The 15290-nt window shown below is 48.5% G+C and carries 10 protein-coding genes; 5 read left to right on the forward strand and 5 right to left on the reverse strand.

Translation table 11 applies throughout. The features are described from left to right. The first annotated feature begins 3 nt into the window (after nucleotides 1-3). From ACT6PV_RS01620 to ACT6PV_RS01640, 5 genes are all read left to right on the forward strand, one after another. Nucleotides 4-3717 carry a UvrD-helicase domain-containing protein gene (locus tag ACT6PV_RS01620; protein ID WP_445114770.1) on the forward strand — a complete coding sequence of 1238 codons (3714 nt, stop codon included), beginning with the start codon at nucleotides 4-6 and terminating at the stop codon, nucleotides 3715-3717. A gap of 92 nt (nucleotides 3718-3809) precedes the next feature. Beyond that, nucleotides 3810-5588, forward strand: coding sequence for an exodeoxyribonuclease V subunit alpha (recD, locus tag ACT6PV_RS01625; RefSeq protein WP_445114771.1), 1779 nt, complete (start codon nucleotides 3810-3812; stop codon nucleotides 5586-5588). Between the two features lie 798 nt (nucleotides 5589-6386). After that, nucleotides 6387-6656, forward strand: a complete 270-nt coding sequence (rpsO, locus tag ACT6PV_RS01630) for a 30S ribosomal protein S15 (protein WP_445114772.1) — start codon at nucleotides 6387-6389, stop codon at nucleotides 6654-6656. A 262-nt stretch (nucleotides 6657-6918) separates the two neighbouring features. Beyond that, the gene (gene pnp / locus ACT6PV_RS01635) at nucleotides 6919-9006 is read left to right on the forward strand and encodes a polyribonucleotide nucleotidyltransferase (protein ID WP_445116991.1); all 2088 of its coding nucleotides are present in this window, start codon (nucleotides 6919-6921) and stop codon (nucleotides 9004-9006) included. Nucleotides 9007-9099: 93 nt separating this feature from the next. Next, nucleotides 9100-10323, forward strand: coding sequence for a magnesium transporter CorA family protein (locus ACT6PV_RS01640; protein ID WP_445116992.1), 1224 nt, complete (start codon nucleotides 9100-9102; stop codon nucleotides 10321-10323). Nucleotides 10324-10327: 4 nt separating this feature from the next. Here the strand turns inward: ACT6PV_RS01640 and ACT6PV_RS01645 are convergent, their stop codons facing one another. The 5 genes from ACT6PV_RS01645 to ACT6PV_RS01665 all read right to left on the reverse strand — a co-directional run bounded on the left by ACT6PV_RS01645 (nucleotide 10328) and on the right by ACT6PV_RS01665 (nucleotide 15222). Beyond that, nucleotides 10328-10600, reverse strand: coding sequence for a YdcH family protein (locus ACT6PV_RS01645; RefSeq protein ID WP_445114773.1), 273 nt, complete (start codon nucleotides 10598-10600; stop codon nucleotides 10328-10330). Between the two features lie 200 nt (nucleotides 10601-10800). Next, a complete protein-coding gene (locus ACT6PV_RS01650; protein WP_445114774.1) occupies nucleotides 10801-11136 on the reverse strand; it encodes a chaperone modulator CbpM in 336 nt (111 codons plus the stop codon). A 14-nt stretch (nucleotides 11137-11150) separates the two neighbouring features. After that, nucleotides 11151-12107 carry a DnaJ C-terminal domain-containing protein gene (locus ACT6PV_RS01655; RefSeq protein ID WP_445114775.1) on the reverse strand — a complete coding sequence of 319 codons (957 nt, stop codon included), beginning with the start codon at nucleotides 12105-12107 and terminating at the stop codon, nucleotides 11151-11153. Between the two features lie 256 nt (nucleotides 12108-12363). Further along, nucleotides 12364-13239, reverse strand: coding sequence for an Hsp33 family molecular chaperone HslO (gene hslO / locus ACT6PV_RS01660; RefSeq protein WP_445114776.1), 876 nt, complete (start codon nucleotides 13237-13239; stop codon nucleotides 12364-12366). 105 nt (nucleotides 13240-13344) lie between these two features. After that, entirely contained in the window at nucleotides 13345-15222 is a 1878-nt protein-coding gene (locus tag ACT6PV_RS01665; RefSeq protein WP_445114777.1) for a monovalent cation:proton antiporter-2 (CPA2) family protein, read from the reverse strand. Nucleotides 15223-15290 lie beyond the last annotated feature (68 nt).

Genomic DNA, 15290 nt, shown 5'->3' on the forward strand with positions numbered 1-15290 from the left:
GGCATGCGTCATAAAAAAGTGTCGATTCAGCCGATTGAAGATATGCAGTTTGCCGGCCTGCACTGGATTGAAGCGTCAGCAGGGACCGGAAAAACTTATACGTTGTCCAGTCTGATGGTGCGGATTTTACTGGAAAAATATCTACCGGGTCAGGTCATTGCCACCACCTTCACCCGCAAAGCTTCCGCAGAACTGAAAAGCCGCATCCGCAGCCGGTTGTATGACACCCTTCGTTATCTTGAAGCATGCCGGGATTTAACAGAACGCCAATTGCTGCAAAAAGCTGAGCAGGAACCGGACATACTGTTTGCGGTGCTGTTGAGGACGTTTGTCACCCGGCTGAATTATGCCTGTGAGCGGCTGAAACTGGTGATTGACCAGCTGGATGAGCTGTTTGTGGGGACCCTGGACAGTTTTAGTCAGAAACTGTTGCGCGAATTTGCTTTTGAAAGCGGCAGAATTGAACGGGCAGCACTGACGGATGATGCAAAAAGCTATACCCGGCAGCTGATCCATGATGTGCTGCGGGAATGGATTCAGCAGCAACCTCAGCACATCATTGACTACCTGTTGCTGAATAAAAAACTGAAATCGCAGGATGCCTATATTGCTGTGGTTGAAAATAGCCTGAATTTTGCTTCAGCACAATTTAAAACAGTACCACAACCGGAGATTGATCTGGCGCAGTTTGAGCAGCAGATGCAGACCCTGCAACAGATTGATACAGACAGCACGGCGGGTCTTGCAGACTATTATTCGATGGAAGGGCAGTACCATACGTTCATCGCTAAAAAATGGCGTGATGAAAACAGAATGCAGGTTTTGCTGACCGAAACCCTGCCGGTATTTCTGTCGGCGTTGCAGCAACAGGGAGCTTATGCCCTGTTTGCTGCCCGGCATGCCATGACTTTAAAGCTGTTGGCGGACCTGGCGACCAAAAAGGTTTTAAATAAATGCAGCGAAGCGGTGTCACAGGGTTTTGAGCAGCATCCGTTGATTCAGTTGCTGAGAAATTTTGTGGTAGCGCTGCAAAATCTGAGCACAGCCTTGCAACAGCTGGACAGTTATTTGCAGTTTCATCTGGCCAGTGAGGTCAGAAAACGCTTACCGCAGCTTTTACAGCAAAAGGGTGAAACTACATTCAGTCAGCAAATCAGGACCCTGGCGGAAGCGTTGCAGGGCGAGCAGGGACAACGTTTTGCGGCTTTTGTGCATGCACGTTATCCCCTGATACTGGTGGACGAATTTCAGGATACCAGTCAGGATCAGGACAATATATTGGCACAGATCTGGCGCTATCCTGCACGGGTCAGCAATGGCTGTATGATCATGGTGGGTGACCGCAAGCAGGCGATTTATGGGTTTCGTGGCGGAGACATGCTGACCTTTCTCAAAGCACATCAGGATGTTTTCGGGAAGGATGGGCATGCCTATAACCTGATTGAAAATCATCGTTCGGTTCGGCCGCTGGTTGAAGTGGTGGATGCCCTGTTTCAGCGGCAACCGGATTTTGGTGAGCAGGTGTTTTATAGCCCGGTACGGCCGGGGCGCCGTGCGCATCCTGAGTTGGTGGATGATGGGCTGAGCAACCCGGCCCCCTTGCGCTGGATTCAGTTGCAGGACAAAAACACGGAAGCTGAACAGGTGGCCTGGAAAATTCAGGATTTATTGAACCGCGGCATTCAGGGCAGTCTTTATTTTGCTGAACCAACAGTGCAGCGTGGACTGGATGCAAATGATATTGCGGTGCTGTCAAAGAGTCACAATGGGCTGGATCAGGTTCAGTCTGCATTGCAATATCTGGGCATTCAGGTCAATCGACCCTCGAAAAAAAGTGTGTTTGCCGGTCAGGTGGCCAGGGATGCCGGAGCCATGCTGACGGCGATCATGTTCCCTTATGACGAAACAAAAATCAGGCGGGTTCTGCTTAGCCGGATGATGGGTTTCAATTTACAGCAGCTGATTCAGCTTGAACAGCATGCAGATGGCCTGAACCATTATATTCAACAGTTCAGTCAGCTGCGGGACATGTGGCTGAATCAGGGTTTTCTTCCGGCGTGGCAATACTGTCTGAGCCAGTTTGCGGTATGGGAAAAGCTGGTTGCCATCCCTCGCAGGGACAATGAACGTGCCGTGGTGAACCTGCGGCATATTACTGAATTACTCAGTCAGCACAGTGAGCATTATCCGAGAGCGCAGCATTTATACCACTGGTACCTGCGGCAACTGAGCTCTCCAGCAGAGCGTGAATGGGAAATGGAGCGTCAGTTGTCCAGTCAGGCCGGCGTTCAGCTGATGACCATACATCAGTCCAAAGGACTGGAGTTTAAAGTGGTTTTTCTGCTGGGTGCAGACCGGGATTTCCGGGAAATGAACAAAACCCTGAACTTTTCGGTCATTGAGACGGCCAACCCACAGACCGGGCAGGTGGAAGTACAGCGTGTCGTGGCTGTCAATGATAAAACCACCCTGAATCCGGCTGAGATTGAGCAACATGACCAGCGTGCGCTGGCGGAGCATCACCGGCTGTGGTATGTGGCCCTGACCCGTGCCAGTTATCGGGTTTATGCCATGCTCAGTGATCAGAAACAGAGTTCCACCACAGGTCTGGCGTTCTGGCGTGGGCAGGGGGTACATGTTTTTCAGCATGTCTACAGTGTACAGGAACCGTTATTGACCGAGCAGCCGCGCAGACTGAAACGGCCGTTGCAGCAGCCATGCACTGCACTGACAGCACAAGCCCTGCCACAGCAGCGGTTTTATCCGCGTGGGAAAACCAGTTTCAGTTATCTGGCCCGGCATTTAAGCCGTCAGCAGATTCAGGATGCACTGGCCGTGGCTGAACCTCTGCCGGAAAGTGCCGAAGATGATGTGTATCCATCTGAGCTGGAAACGGTCATGGTGCAACAGACGGATACCGGGCAGCCAATTGCATGGATCAAGGCAAATTTCCCCATGGGCACCGTGGCAGGTAATTTTCTGCATGAAATTTTTGAACATATTGATTTTAAGGACCAGGCGAGCTGGCCACTGGAAATTCACCGTCGCTTTAAAAATACCTATGCAGTGCTATGGTCGGAACTGACAGAAAAATTTCAGAAAGCTTTCCCACAGCGGGACCAGGTGGAAGCAACACTGATTCAGTGGATGACCGACTGGTTACAGGATGTTTTAAACACACCGATTCTGTCGGACTTTCAGCTGAGCCAACTTCAGACAGGAGAATATCTGGCAGAGTTTCCTTTTTATCTGGCGCTGTCAGATCGTGTACTGGCCATTCAACGCATTCATCAGTTGTTTGCTGAACATGGCATCAGCATGCCGGAATTCCGGGAAGCCAATTCGGCACGCTATCTGAACGGATCGATTGACCTGGTGCTGTTTGATGGCCGTCAATACCACATCGCCGATTATAAAAGTAATTTTCTGGGACAGGATCAGCAGGACTACCGTCCGGAGGCCGTGCAGGCCAGTATGTCGCAGGCCAGTTACTGGTTGCAGGCCGCATTATATCTGGTTGCCCTGCATCGTTATTTAAGTGTACAGCTGGCGGGGTATCAGATTGAACGTGACCTGGGCGGAGCAACCTATCTGTATCTGAGAGGGATGAATGCTCAGCCGCAGCAGGGTTGTTACAGCTGGAATCCCGGCGCCGAATTTATTCTGCGGCTGGATGCGATTCTTGGTTACTACTATACTCAGACTCAACCGGCGTAGCTGAGGATAAACTGGCGAAAACTGTGTGCATAGTCCGGTGAATGTCTGTATAAACATAAGGTTGGTCTGTGGATAACTATGTTGAAAACCTTATGGATAACTCTGAGGATAACTGTGTGGAAAATCAACAGGATTTAACAAACCCACTGCCGCAATGGATTGAGGACTGGAGTCAATATATGCTGGGGCAGTTATTCACAGGTATGGGAAACAGTGAAGATGCACTTGAAATGATTCGTGACCTGTTGCTGGCGACAACACGTGGTGACAGCTGTATTGAATATCGGGGCAAAAATATTCAGGCGATGCAGCAGATTGCTGTCAGTGATCAGGTGGCTGAACAGCGGGCGGCCCCATTTGTATATGATGATCAGGCACTGTATCTGTACCGCTACTGGCATCAGGAACAGCGGCTGGCGATACAGGTTGCACGATTAAAGCAGCAGCAGACAGTGCCTGTGGATATACAGCCTTTTGAGCATCTGCTGGAAGATATTCATCAGCGCAATGCATTGAAAATGGTTGCCGAAAATGCCCTGAACCTGATTACCGGAGGACCGGGAACCGGCAAGACCTATACCCTGGCCAGAATCATTGCCGTGCTGAATCAGGCCATTCCTGATTTACGGATTGCCCTGGCTGCTCCGACCGGCAAAGCGGCACAGCGGATGAAGGAAGCCCTGCAAAACTCGCTGAATGATCCAAAGCTGAATGACTCAGGACTGGTGACAGAACAATTGAAGCAACAGGAAACCCTGACGATCCATCGTCTACTTGGTCTGGGGCACCGGCACCGGGCACGCTTCAATCAGAAACAGCCATTGCCTTTTGACGTGATTGTCATTGATGAAGCTTCAATGCTGGATTTAAATCTGGCGACTTTATTGCTGGAAGCGGTGCCTGAGCATTGCCGTTTAATTTTACTGGGAGATGCAGATCAATTGGCGTCAGTGGATGTCGGTTCCGTGCTCGCAGATTTACAGCAGGTACCCGGCCTGCAGGAAAATAGTGTGCAACTGGTGACCAGCCGCCGTTTCCGGGAGGGAGCACTGATTGGAACCATGGCACGGTTTATTCAGGCACATAAATATGCAGATACTGAACCCCGGCAGTTGCTCAGCGATTTTGAACAGCAGGTGACCGCTGCATCAGAGATTCAACCCATTCACTTACAGCCGGATATGTCCGATATCATCCAGCTGCAATACTTGCCGAAGCACAGCAGCCCGGCAGAGATGAGCCGGCATTATCAGATACTCAGCCAGGGCTATCTCGCTTATTTTGACTGTCTCAGACAATACACTGCTGATCATTGTCCGGATCAGGTCGGCCAGGTGGTGCAGGCATTTGATCAGTACCGGATTCTGGCGGCCATTCATTATGGACCACTGGGTGTGGATCATCTCAACCTGGAAATGGAAAAAGCTCTGTTTGAACATTTACCTGCGACCTCCAGACAGGGCAACTGGTATGTGGGGCGTCCGGTCATGATGAGTTATAACGATTATCAGCTGGGGTTGTCCAATGGCGATATTGGCATCTGTCTGCCACATCGTAGCCAGCCGGATCAGTTTGAGGTGTATTTTCCGGGGCTGGATCAATGGATTGCGGCGACCCGATTGCCAGGTTCAGTACAGACCGCCTTTGCCCTGACCATTCATAAATCACAGGGATCGGAGTTCACACATACTGCTGTGGTGCTGGACGAGGCGGCAACCGGATTGCTCAGCCAGGAATTGATTTATACTGCCATTACCCGTGCCAGGCAGGTGGTCAGTCTGCTGGTCCATAAAGAGGCATTTGCTCAGTCACTGAGTATTGCTACAATCCGGCAGAGTGGACTGGCCCGGAAAATCAATGCCGGGTGCTGACAGTAAAGCAGGGAGTTTTGGTATGGATGTACGAAATTGCTTACATGAATTCAGGAAATTTGCGCATGGAGCTTCAGCACATATTTTGCGATGATGAGTTCATACAAAGAGCACAACATGGATTGTTGGGCAAATCGCATAGAATAAGAAGAAATGAAAGTCGGGAGACTGCGAACTTACAGGAAGGTAAGTGATAAAGAGGAAACTTACAGCCGCTAAGCCTTGTAGTTTTGGGAGAGACTACAGGGCTTTTTTATGTCTGTTCAATGCCAGCTTGTAATCAACCTGTTAAAAAACTCATACGCATGAATACAATTTCTCTTGATTAATATTTTTAATTAAATCAATTGTATGAGAAAACGAGTTGTTTGATTATAAAAAAACTTTGATTGCCATATTTTGCTTTGAAGGCAGCGCAAGTCCGCCAACGGCGACATCCATGTCACCCCACGGCAGGACAACCATCCATGATTCAAAAGTACAAAAAACCAATTGATAACCCATAGTTTCTAAAAGCTTATACAAGAATATAAGTTTTATTTATAATCATTCATTTGAATTGAATCGCTCGTATGAATAATTAGATGGTTTGACTGTAAATAAAAATCGGTGTCTGAATTGCCCGAAAACGGACAGCAATCATGCAAGTTGGTCTGGGGTGGAGGATAATTTTGCAATCTATGGGGAGTTCATTTAAAATAGCGGCTGCTGTAGTGATGCACGGCAGTCAGACTGGTTTTGAAGAGCCAGTATGATTTGTATCAATGATTTATATATTAAGCATCTCGGAGAAATCGAATGGCTTTAACAAACACAGACCGCGCAGAGGTTATTGCAAAATTTGCCCGCGCTGAAAATGACACAGGTTCACCGGAAGTACAGGTTGCCTTACTGACTGCACAAATCAATGATTTGCAGGGTCATTTTAAAGAGCACAAGCATGATCATCACAGCCGTCGTGGTCTGATCCGCATGGTAAATCAGCGTCGTAAGCTGCTTGACTATCTAAAAGGTAAGGACGCGACGCGTTACAGCGATTTGATTGGTGCTTTAGGTTTACGTCGTTAATCGATTTAAACTTTTATTTTCGGATGATTGCATGTTCAATGCCGTACTGATGAAAACTAAAGTGTATCTGACACGGGTCAGATCATCTGGAAGGGGCGATGTTTCGCTCCTTCTTTGTGTTTAAAAATAGTGTATTTATAAATGTTTACTGTCTGGTGAGGTCGGCTTCTAAGCTTTGTCATTTATCGTTACGCAGCTAATGTGAATGCCAGACCTTAGGGGTCTCCACTGGCATAAAATCAGGAAAAAACAATATATGTCGATGTTTAATATCGTTCGTAAAGAATTTCAGTTTGGCCAGCATCAGGTGGTGCTGGAAACAGGTCGTGTTGCCCGTCAGGCAAATACGGTATTGGTCACAATGGGTGGTGTCACCGTACTGGTTGCTGTAGTGGCTCAGCCGACCGCAAAAGCGGGGCAGGATTTTTTTCCGTTAACCGTAAACTATCAGGAAAAACAATATGCTGCAGGTCGTATCCCGGGCGGCTATGGCAAGCGTGAAGGCCGTGCTTCCGAAGCTGAAACCCTGATTTCACGCCTGATTGACCGTCCAATCCGTCCATTGTTCCCGGAAGGTTATTATAACGAAATTCAGGTGACGGCAACGGTGGTGTCTTCTGACAAAACCATGGATGCTGATATTGCTGCCATGCTGGGGACTTCTGCTGCACTTTCCATTGCCGGGACACCTTTTCGTGGCCCGATTGGCGGAGCGCGTGTTGGTCTGATCAATGGTGAATATGTACTGAACCCGAATCATGAACAACTGGCACAGTCTGATCTTGATTTAGTGGTTGCCGGTACGGAAGCTGCTGTATTAATGGTCGAATCAGAAGCAAAAGAGCTGTCTGAAGACCAGATGCTGGGTGCGGTACTGTTCGGTCATGATGAAATGCAGATTGCCATTCAGGCAATTAAGGAATTTGCAGCTGCGGCCGGTGCGACTGAGTCAAACTGGGTTGCTCCTGCCAAAAATGAAGCACTGGGTGCGAAACTGAAGGATGCTTTTGAAGCAAAAATTTCTGAAGCCTATACCATTGCAGTCAAACAGGATCGTTATACAGCCCTGGATGCGCTGCATGCAGAAGCCCTGGCTCAGTTTGCACCTGAAGGTTCAGATGCTGATGCTGCGGATGAAGTCAACGAATTATTTGAAGACCTGAAATACCGGACCGTTCGTGACAATATTCTGTCAGGTAAACCACGTATTGATGGTCGTGATACCAAAACTGTCCGTGCACTGGATGTACAGACAGGTGTGTTGGATCGTGCACACGGTTCTGCCTTGTTTACACGTGGTGAAACTCAGGCATTGGTCACAACCACCCTGGGTAATACCCGTGATGCCCTGATGGTGGATACACTGGCAGGAACCAAAACTGACAACTTCATGCTGCACTATAACTTCCCGGCATACTCTGTAGGTGAGACAGGCCGTGAATCAGGTCCTAAACGTCGTGAAATCGGTCATGGCCGTTTGGCACGCCGTGGTGTACAGGCCGTACTTCCGGCAGCTGACCGCTTCCCTTATGTGATCCGTATCGTATCTGACATTACTGAATCCAATGGTTCATCTTCCATGGCTTCTGTGTGTGGCGCTTCATTGTCATTAATGGATGCGGGCGTTCCGCTGAAAGCACCGGTGGCCGGTATTGCCATGGGGCTTGTGAAGGAAGGCGAGCGTTTTGCTGTACTGTCCGATATTCTGGGTGATGAAGATCACCTGGGTGACATGGACTTTAAAGTAGCCGGTTCTGCCAACGGGATCACTGCGTTGCAGATGGATATCAAGATCGAAGGCATTACAGAAGAGATTATGGAAGTTGCACTGAACCAGGCCTATGCCGGTCGTATGCACATCCTGAATGCCATGAATCAGGTACTTTCCCGTGCCCGTCCTGAAATTTCAATGCATGCGCCGACTTTCCAGGTGATTACCATTAACCCGGACAAGATTCGTGACGTGATTGGTAAGGGTGGTGCAACCATTCGTCAGATTACGGAAGAAACCAAAGCTGCCATTGACATTGAAGATAATGGTACGGTTCGTGTCTTTGGTGAAACCAAAGCTGCGGCGCAGGCGGCCATTGCAAAAATTCAGGCACTGACTGCCGAAGTTGAACCGGGCACAATTTATGCCGGTAAAGTCATTCGTATTGTTGAATTCGGTGCTTTTGTCAACATTATGCCGGGTACTGATGGCTTACTGCATATTTCCCAGATTTCCAATGAACGTATTGCCAATGTGACAGACGTTCTGACCGAAGGTCAGGATGTGAAGGTACAGGTTGCCGATGTTGACAACCGTGGCCGTATTAAATTGACCATGAAGGATGTAGAACAGGCCTGAATCCCGGTCTGAGCTGATAAAAAAGTCCACTTGATGTGGGCTTTTTTTATGGCATCATGCAGCATGGGACTCACCACCGCAATTACGGCAGCTATGCAGACTTTTTATTTTTTCCAGCATCATGCTGAGCACTATATGTTTATTCAGAGGCAGCCTGTTTCGGAGCATGAGCGGCAGTTTATATGGATTGACTGCACCCGGGATGATGTGGTGAATCATGTGGAGGAATGGCAAAAACAGATCCAGCAACAGACCGGTCTGTTACTGAACGAATACCATGTCCGTGATGTATTGAATCTTGAGCATCCCTGTGTATTTGATACCGTGGATGATTATAACTTGCTGATTTTCAGGAAACTGATTACCCCGGATGACCATATTGGCATGGGTGAGCATGCGCTGGAAAAACATGAAAGTGTGTTTGGACTGACCACCTCTCCGGTCAGTTTTATTCTGAGTCCGCAGGCGCTGGTGACAATACGTGAAAGGGGCAATAAAGCGGTTGAGAATTATATTGCCCGGCTTGAAACAGTGCTGCTGCGCAATATACAGGAACAGAACAGTCTAAGAAAACTGGCCATGAATCCGGTTGATCTTGCCCTGCGTCTGCTGAACAGCATGGTGGATGGCTATCTGGATCTGCGGGCACCACTGACCCGCAGAGTGGAATTCTGGCAGAGGGAGCTGTTACAGGGGCATCGGCGGTTTAATCGATGGAATCAGTTGTTGCAGGAAAATATGGCCTTGCAGCAAATGGAAAACCTGTGTGAAGAACAGATTGAGTCCCTGTTGGAGTTCCGGGATGAAATTGTTGAGAACTATCAGCATTTAAAAGGCAGAAAACACGCAGAACGTCAGGACCTTTTACTGGTCAAAATGAATGATTTAAACAGCCATATTGAGCGCATACAAAAACACAGCGTGCGGCTTGGCAATGCGGTTCAGGCAGCAATAGATCTGCATTTTTCAGCCATTGCCAGTCAGACCAATGAAAATATGCGGATTCTGGCAATCATCACAGCCGTGTTTGCGCCACTGACCCTGCTGACCGGGATTTACGGCATGAATTTTGAATTTATTCCCGGTCTGAAATCACCGCTGGGTTTCTGGATTATGCTTGGGCTGATGTTAATGACCACCATTCTACTGCTGTATTACTTTTATCGGCGTCACCTGGTCGGGCGTGGTGAAAAGAGCGTGATTGATTTACTGGCACAGCAGAATCAGAGCCAGCGAAGTAACCTGTTCTGGTTCCTGGACTACGACCCCATTAAGCAAACCATGAAAGGAGTCGGGAAAATCACCCGTTTCAAATAATGATTCAGTCCGGATGAACTGAACGCTCCCGTGCGGTTTTTTTAAGCAACCGATACAGCGCATCCTTATATTTCAGCTTTTTTCTTTTCAGTGTTTCAATATCATCATTGATGACATGTACCGGATCCAGTTCCAGCTGGGTAATTTCGCGATCAAGCGAATCGTGCGCCTCAAGCATATTGGCAAAGTGAGCATTATTCTGTTTTAGAAACATCATTAACCCACTGTATTCCGGGAACATATTTTTGATCTTTTTATTCAGCACCTTAATATTCATTGTGTGACCCACCTCTGTAATATTAAATTGAGAAATTGAACAGAAAACGATCATCATGACAGCCAGGCGGGTAGCTGTCAGCTGATTTAACAAAAAGTTGCGAATTCAGGATGACAGGGTCATGTCATCCACCCGGAAAAATAGAGCAAGATTATGACCGCGATCAATGGCCACGGTATTTTGTGATGGCTGAAAGCTGCTTATTGATGCTGGTGATGATGTCTGGTCTGTTTACGCAGTTGCTGCACTTCGTCAATGAGATCCATCATCATGGCCACGGCAGACAGGCTGGCTTCAAAATCCCGTTGCAGGCGGTAGGCGCGGCGGGCACGGGACACGTCCTCACCGAAAAACTGATGAATACGCTCATCAGGCCGGGCAGGCAGAATTTCATATTCGAGCAGTTGCAGGACCCATTCCGGGCTTTGTCCACATGCCTGCGCAAAATGATAAAGATCAAAACAGTAGCTTTCGTCAATAATTTCAATATCATGATGGCCATTGCTGATGATTTCACGATAATGTATGGTGGTCATGCGAATATTCTCCTTCAGGATGCGCGGGGATTAAACCCGGCGAAACTGTCTGCAAAATTCTGCCAGGCCTGTTTTTCTGCCTCCGTCTGTGCAGCAGGCAGCACAATATTTAAAACCAGATACAGGTGCCCCGGTGTTTTACTGGGAATGCCTTTGTCCTTGAGCCGTAGTTGCTGTCCTGTTCTGGCATTCTGCGGAACGTTGACCTTTACTTTTCCGGCAGGAGTACTGACTTCAATCGGCTGGCCAAGTGCTGCTTCCCACGGTGCAATGTCGACAGTATAGTAAACGTCTGCATCTTCTACCCGGATCCGGTCAGTGTCCTGATAATGGATTTCAATATACAGATCGCCATTTTCCCCGCCGTTGATTCCGGCCTGCCCCTGTCCTGAAAGGCGGATCTGCTGGCCTTCCTTCATGCCGGCAGGGATTTTGACCTGCAGGGTTTTACGCTGAATTTCGGGTTCGCCATAGGCATTATAAGTGGGAATCTGCAGGGTGATCTGCTGAGTGGAACCGTGGTAGGCCACCTCTGCATCCACATGAATACTGGCATGCTGGTCCTCACCCCGGTAGCCGTGTGAACCACGTGCTCCGGACTGTTGCTGCCGGCCGCCGCCAAAACCTCCGCCAAATCGGCCAAACAGGTCTTCAAAGCCGCTGAAATCTGCATTGCCCTGATCAAAACCCTGCCGGTAGAATTGTGCGCCATCAAACCCACCCTGACCTGCCTGCTGCCCAAAGCCTGCCTGTCCCTGCGGATGATCGAGCATAAAATCATATTCCTTTTTCCGCTCAGGATTACTCAGGGTGTCATAGGCAACGTTGATTTCCTGCATCTTCTGTTCAGCATCAGATTCCTTACTGACGTCGGGATGATATTTCCTGGCGAGTTTACGATACGCTTTTTTAATTTCATCAGGATTGGCATCACGTGAGACGCCCAGTGCTTCATAATAATTTTTTGCCATATCTGGAATAAGTAATTTTATCGACGTATTTTATTATGCTGCGATTTCCACCTGGGTGGCTAGTGCGACTTGGTGTTGATATTGTTTCAAATTTTATCTGTTTACCGGGTGGTGCTCTGCATCGCACCAGTCAGAATGAAGTGAGGTGGAAGTAAGCATGGAAATGAAAAAGGACCGGATGCTGTCATGTACCGCACCCAATCCTGAAAAATCTGCTGATTATATTAAATGATTTGCATGTCCCTGCACCTGCCTGTCAGCTTAAATGTTCTCCGAACAGGCTCAGTGCTTCTTCGGCGGTAAAGCTATAGCGGGTATTGCAGAACTGACAGTCCATGGTAATCGGGTTCTGATGTTCCAGTGTTTCCCGTACTGCCTGAACGCCAATCTGTTGTAAGGCATTGGCACAGCGTTCCCTGGAGCAGGTACAGCCAAAGTGCAGTGGTTCGGCGTCCGGTAAGCGGACGTCTTCCTCGTTGTATAAACGGTACAGGATTTCCTGAGCATCCAGTTCCGTCAGCTCTTCGGTTTTCAGGGTTTCTGTCAGCAGGGTTAAGCGTGGCCACAGATCTTCATCCACCCATTCCTGTTCTTCTTCATTGTTGCGGGGTAATAGCTGAATCAGCAATCCGCCGGCCCGCTGTGCTGTACTGGCCAGTACAATATGAGTTGGAATCTGTGCAGAAAGATCATAGTACTGCATCAGACACTCTGCCAGCGTGGCCTTGTCCAGTGCCACGATGCCCTGATAGCGTTCGCCAGAATCCGGTTCGATGCTGATAAAAAGTACAGGATTAACCAGGGTAGCCAACACGGTCTGACTGCTGTCAGCTTCATTAAAACGGGGGCCTGCCTCATAGTCCGCCAGCGCGCGGACTTCGCCTGAATGGTTGCATTCTGCCATGGCCCATTTAAACGTGCCTTCCGCCTGAATCTGTAAACTGATGCGGCCCTGAATTTTTAAAGTGCTGGCCAGTAAAGCTGTTGCACTGAGCATTTCACCGAGCAGAATCTGAACAGCAGGCGCATAGTCCCGTTGTGCGAGAATGGTTTGCAGGGTTTCTTCCAGATGGACCACTTCACCACGGACAGGACAGTTTTCCATATAAAATCGTTGGCGTAAATCAGACATAAAATTCTCCGGATCCCTGATTGAATGGTGGCGATATGATAAATCACAAGCAAATATTACAATAAAATGGCTGCCATCGGGCCAGGGAGTCGGTTCATAACCACTTTATTGATCCCGTGTAACATCAATCCGGTCTGAATGCCGGTCACTGTTTACGGGAGATACAGAGGTTGCTGCATCGGATGGATTTTCCTGGGTATGTAAAGGATCTTCCCATTTTGAAGCCCGCGCATCATTTTCAAACAAATGTTCCAGTTCACCTAAGATACTGCGGTAACTTTCAAAGATTTTCTGTTCATCGGTATAAATGTTCTGCTGCTGAGTGAGCAGTTTTTCATCATAATCCCTGAACAGTTCGACACTGGTCTGCGCCTTATCTTCAGGAATGCCCAGTTCGCATAAGGTACGGTAAGCCATGCCCAGTGAAGACAGGTAGGTTTCCCGCCAGATATATTTGACGCCCAGGTCCCGCAATAAATGTACGTGGTGACGGTCTCTTGCACGCACCAGCAGACTTAGACCAGGATAATTCAGGCGAATGTGACGTGCGACATTCATGGAATCCTCCACATCATCTATGGCCAGTACAAAGACTCTGGCGGTCTGAATGCCTGCTGCCCTGAGCAGATCCGGATAGGTGACATCGCCATAATAGAGCGTGCCGCCATATTTTCTGACAAAGTCTATGCGTTTCATATTATTGTCAATGGCGGTAAATCGGAACTGCTGCATGTGTGCCAGTCGGGCAATGATCTGCCCGAAACGCCCAAAACCGGCAATAATCAGTGCCGGATGCTGATCCGGGATTTCGTCATATTCCGGTGATGTATTTTTATACAACCGGGGGATAATCTGTGAGGAAACCAGCCAGAACACAATTGGTGTCAGTATCATGGACAGTGTGACAATCAACACCAGCGGTTCCTGGATGGTTTCATTGATCATTTTTTCACTGCGGGCCACATTCAGAATCACAAAGGCAAATTCTCCTCCCTGAGCGAGACTGGCGGCAATCATCAGGCTGTTACGCCAGTTGTATTTTTTATAGCGGGCAATGACCAGCATGATCAATGCTTTGCTCAGAATCAGCAGTACCGCGCCGCCAATAATCAGCAAAGGCATATCCACGATCAGCGACAGCTGGGTGGTCATTCCCACGGTCATAAAAAACAAACCGAGCAATAAGCCTTTAAATGGAGCAATACTGGCTTCCAGTTCATGGCGGAACTCTGAATCGGCCAGCAGCACACCGGTCAGAAATGCACCGAGTGTTGTGCTGATGCCCAGGCTGTCCATCAGCAGAGCCACCCCCAGCACAATAAATAACCCCACTGCGGTGATCAGTTCAGTTGCGCCGCTTTTGGTCACAAAGCGAAAGAAAGGCCGCATGATATAACGGCTGAACAGGAATAACCCGGTAAATGCAGCAATGATGGCAGCGAAATAAGAGATGCCATAATGTGCCGATGAGCCACCTGCAAGTAAGGGAATAATGGCTAGCAGGGGAATAGCGGCAATGTCCTGAAACAGCAGAATGGAAAATGACTGCTGCCCATGTGTGGTATTCAGTTGCTGTTTCTCTGCAAGCAGTTGCAGCACAAATGCGGTGGATGACAGGGCCAGCGCAAAACCAATGACAAAACTGACCGACAGCGACTGTTGCAACAGCAGGTAGATGGTCCCCATGAACACCATACCGGTGATGCCGGTCTGCAGGGCACCGGTGACAAAGATCGACTGACGCATTTCCCATAGCCGCTGTGGCCGCAGTTCCAGTCCGATCAGAAACATCAGCAGGATCACGCCAAATTCACCGAGGTGCATGATCGCCTCGGAATCGCTGGCAATATTAGCAACGCTTGGACCCAGCAGAATGCCGGTGAAGAGATAGCCTAAAACGGTGGAGATACCAAATTTTCGGCCTAATGGAACCAGCAATAATGCGGCACCAAGGAATATTGTAATCTGTAGCAATAATGACATTGAATTGCCCTGAGTATTTTTGTGATTTAAAAAAAATTGTAGCCTGAAAACTGCAATGACTGAGTATG

This window comes from Acinetobacter sp. WZC-1 (genome assembly GCF_052544965.1).

Excerpts from the sequence above, each read along its gene's own strand:
- ACT6PV_RS01620 (WP_445114770.1), top strand. The coding sequence starts at position 4 with ATGCGTCATAAAAAAGTGTCGATTCAGCCGATTGAAGATATGCAGTTT.
- recD (WP_445114771.1), top strand. The coding sequence starts at position 3,810 with ATGGATAACTCTGAGGATAACTGTGTGGAAAATCAACAGGATTTAACA.
- rpsO (WP_445114772.1), top strand. The coding sequence starts at position 6,387 with ATGGCTTTAACAAACACAGACCGCGCAGAGGTTATTGCAAAATTTGCC.
- pnp (WP_445116991.1), top strand. The coding sequence starts at position 6,919 with ATGTTTAATATCGTTCGTAAAGAATTTCAGTTTGGCCAGCATCAGGTG.
- ACT6PV_RS01640 (WP_445116992.1), top strand. The coding sequence starts at position 9,100 with ATGCAGACTTTTTATTTTTTCCAGCATCATGCTGAGCACTATATGTTT.
- ACT6PV_RS01645 (WP_445114773.1), bottom strand. The coding sequence starts at position 10,600 with ATGAATATTAAGGTGCTGAATAAAAAGATCAAAAATATGTTCCCGGAA.
- ACT6PV_RS01650 (WP_445114774.1), bottom strand. The coding sequence starts at position 11,136 with ATGACCACCATACATTATCGTGAAATCATCAGCAATGGCCATCATGAT.
- ACT6PV_RS01655 (WP_445114775.1), bottom strand. The coding sequence starts at position 12,107 with ATGGCAAAAAATTATTATGAAGCACTGGGCGTCTCACGTGATGCCAAT.
- hslO (WP_445114776.1), bottom strand. The coding sequence starts at position 13,239 with ATGTCTGATTTACGCCAACGATTTTATATGGAAAACTGTCCTGTCCGT.
- ACT6PV_RS01665 (WP_445114777.1), bottom strand. The coding sequence starts at position 15,222 with ATGTCATTATTGCTACAGATTACAATATTCCTTGGTGCCGCATTATTG.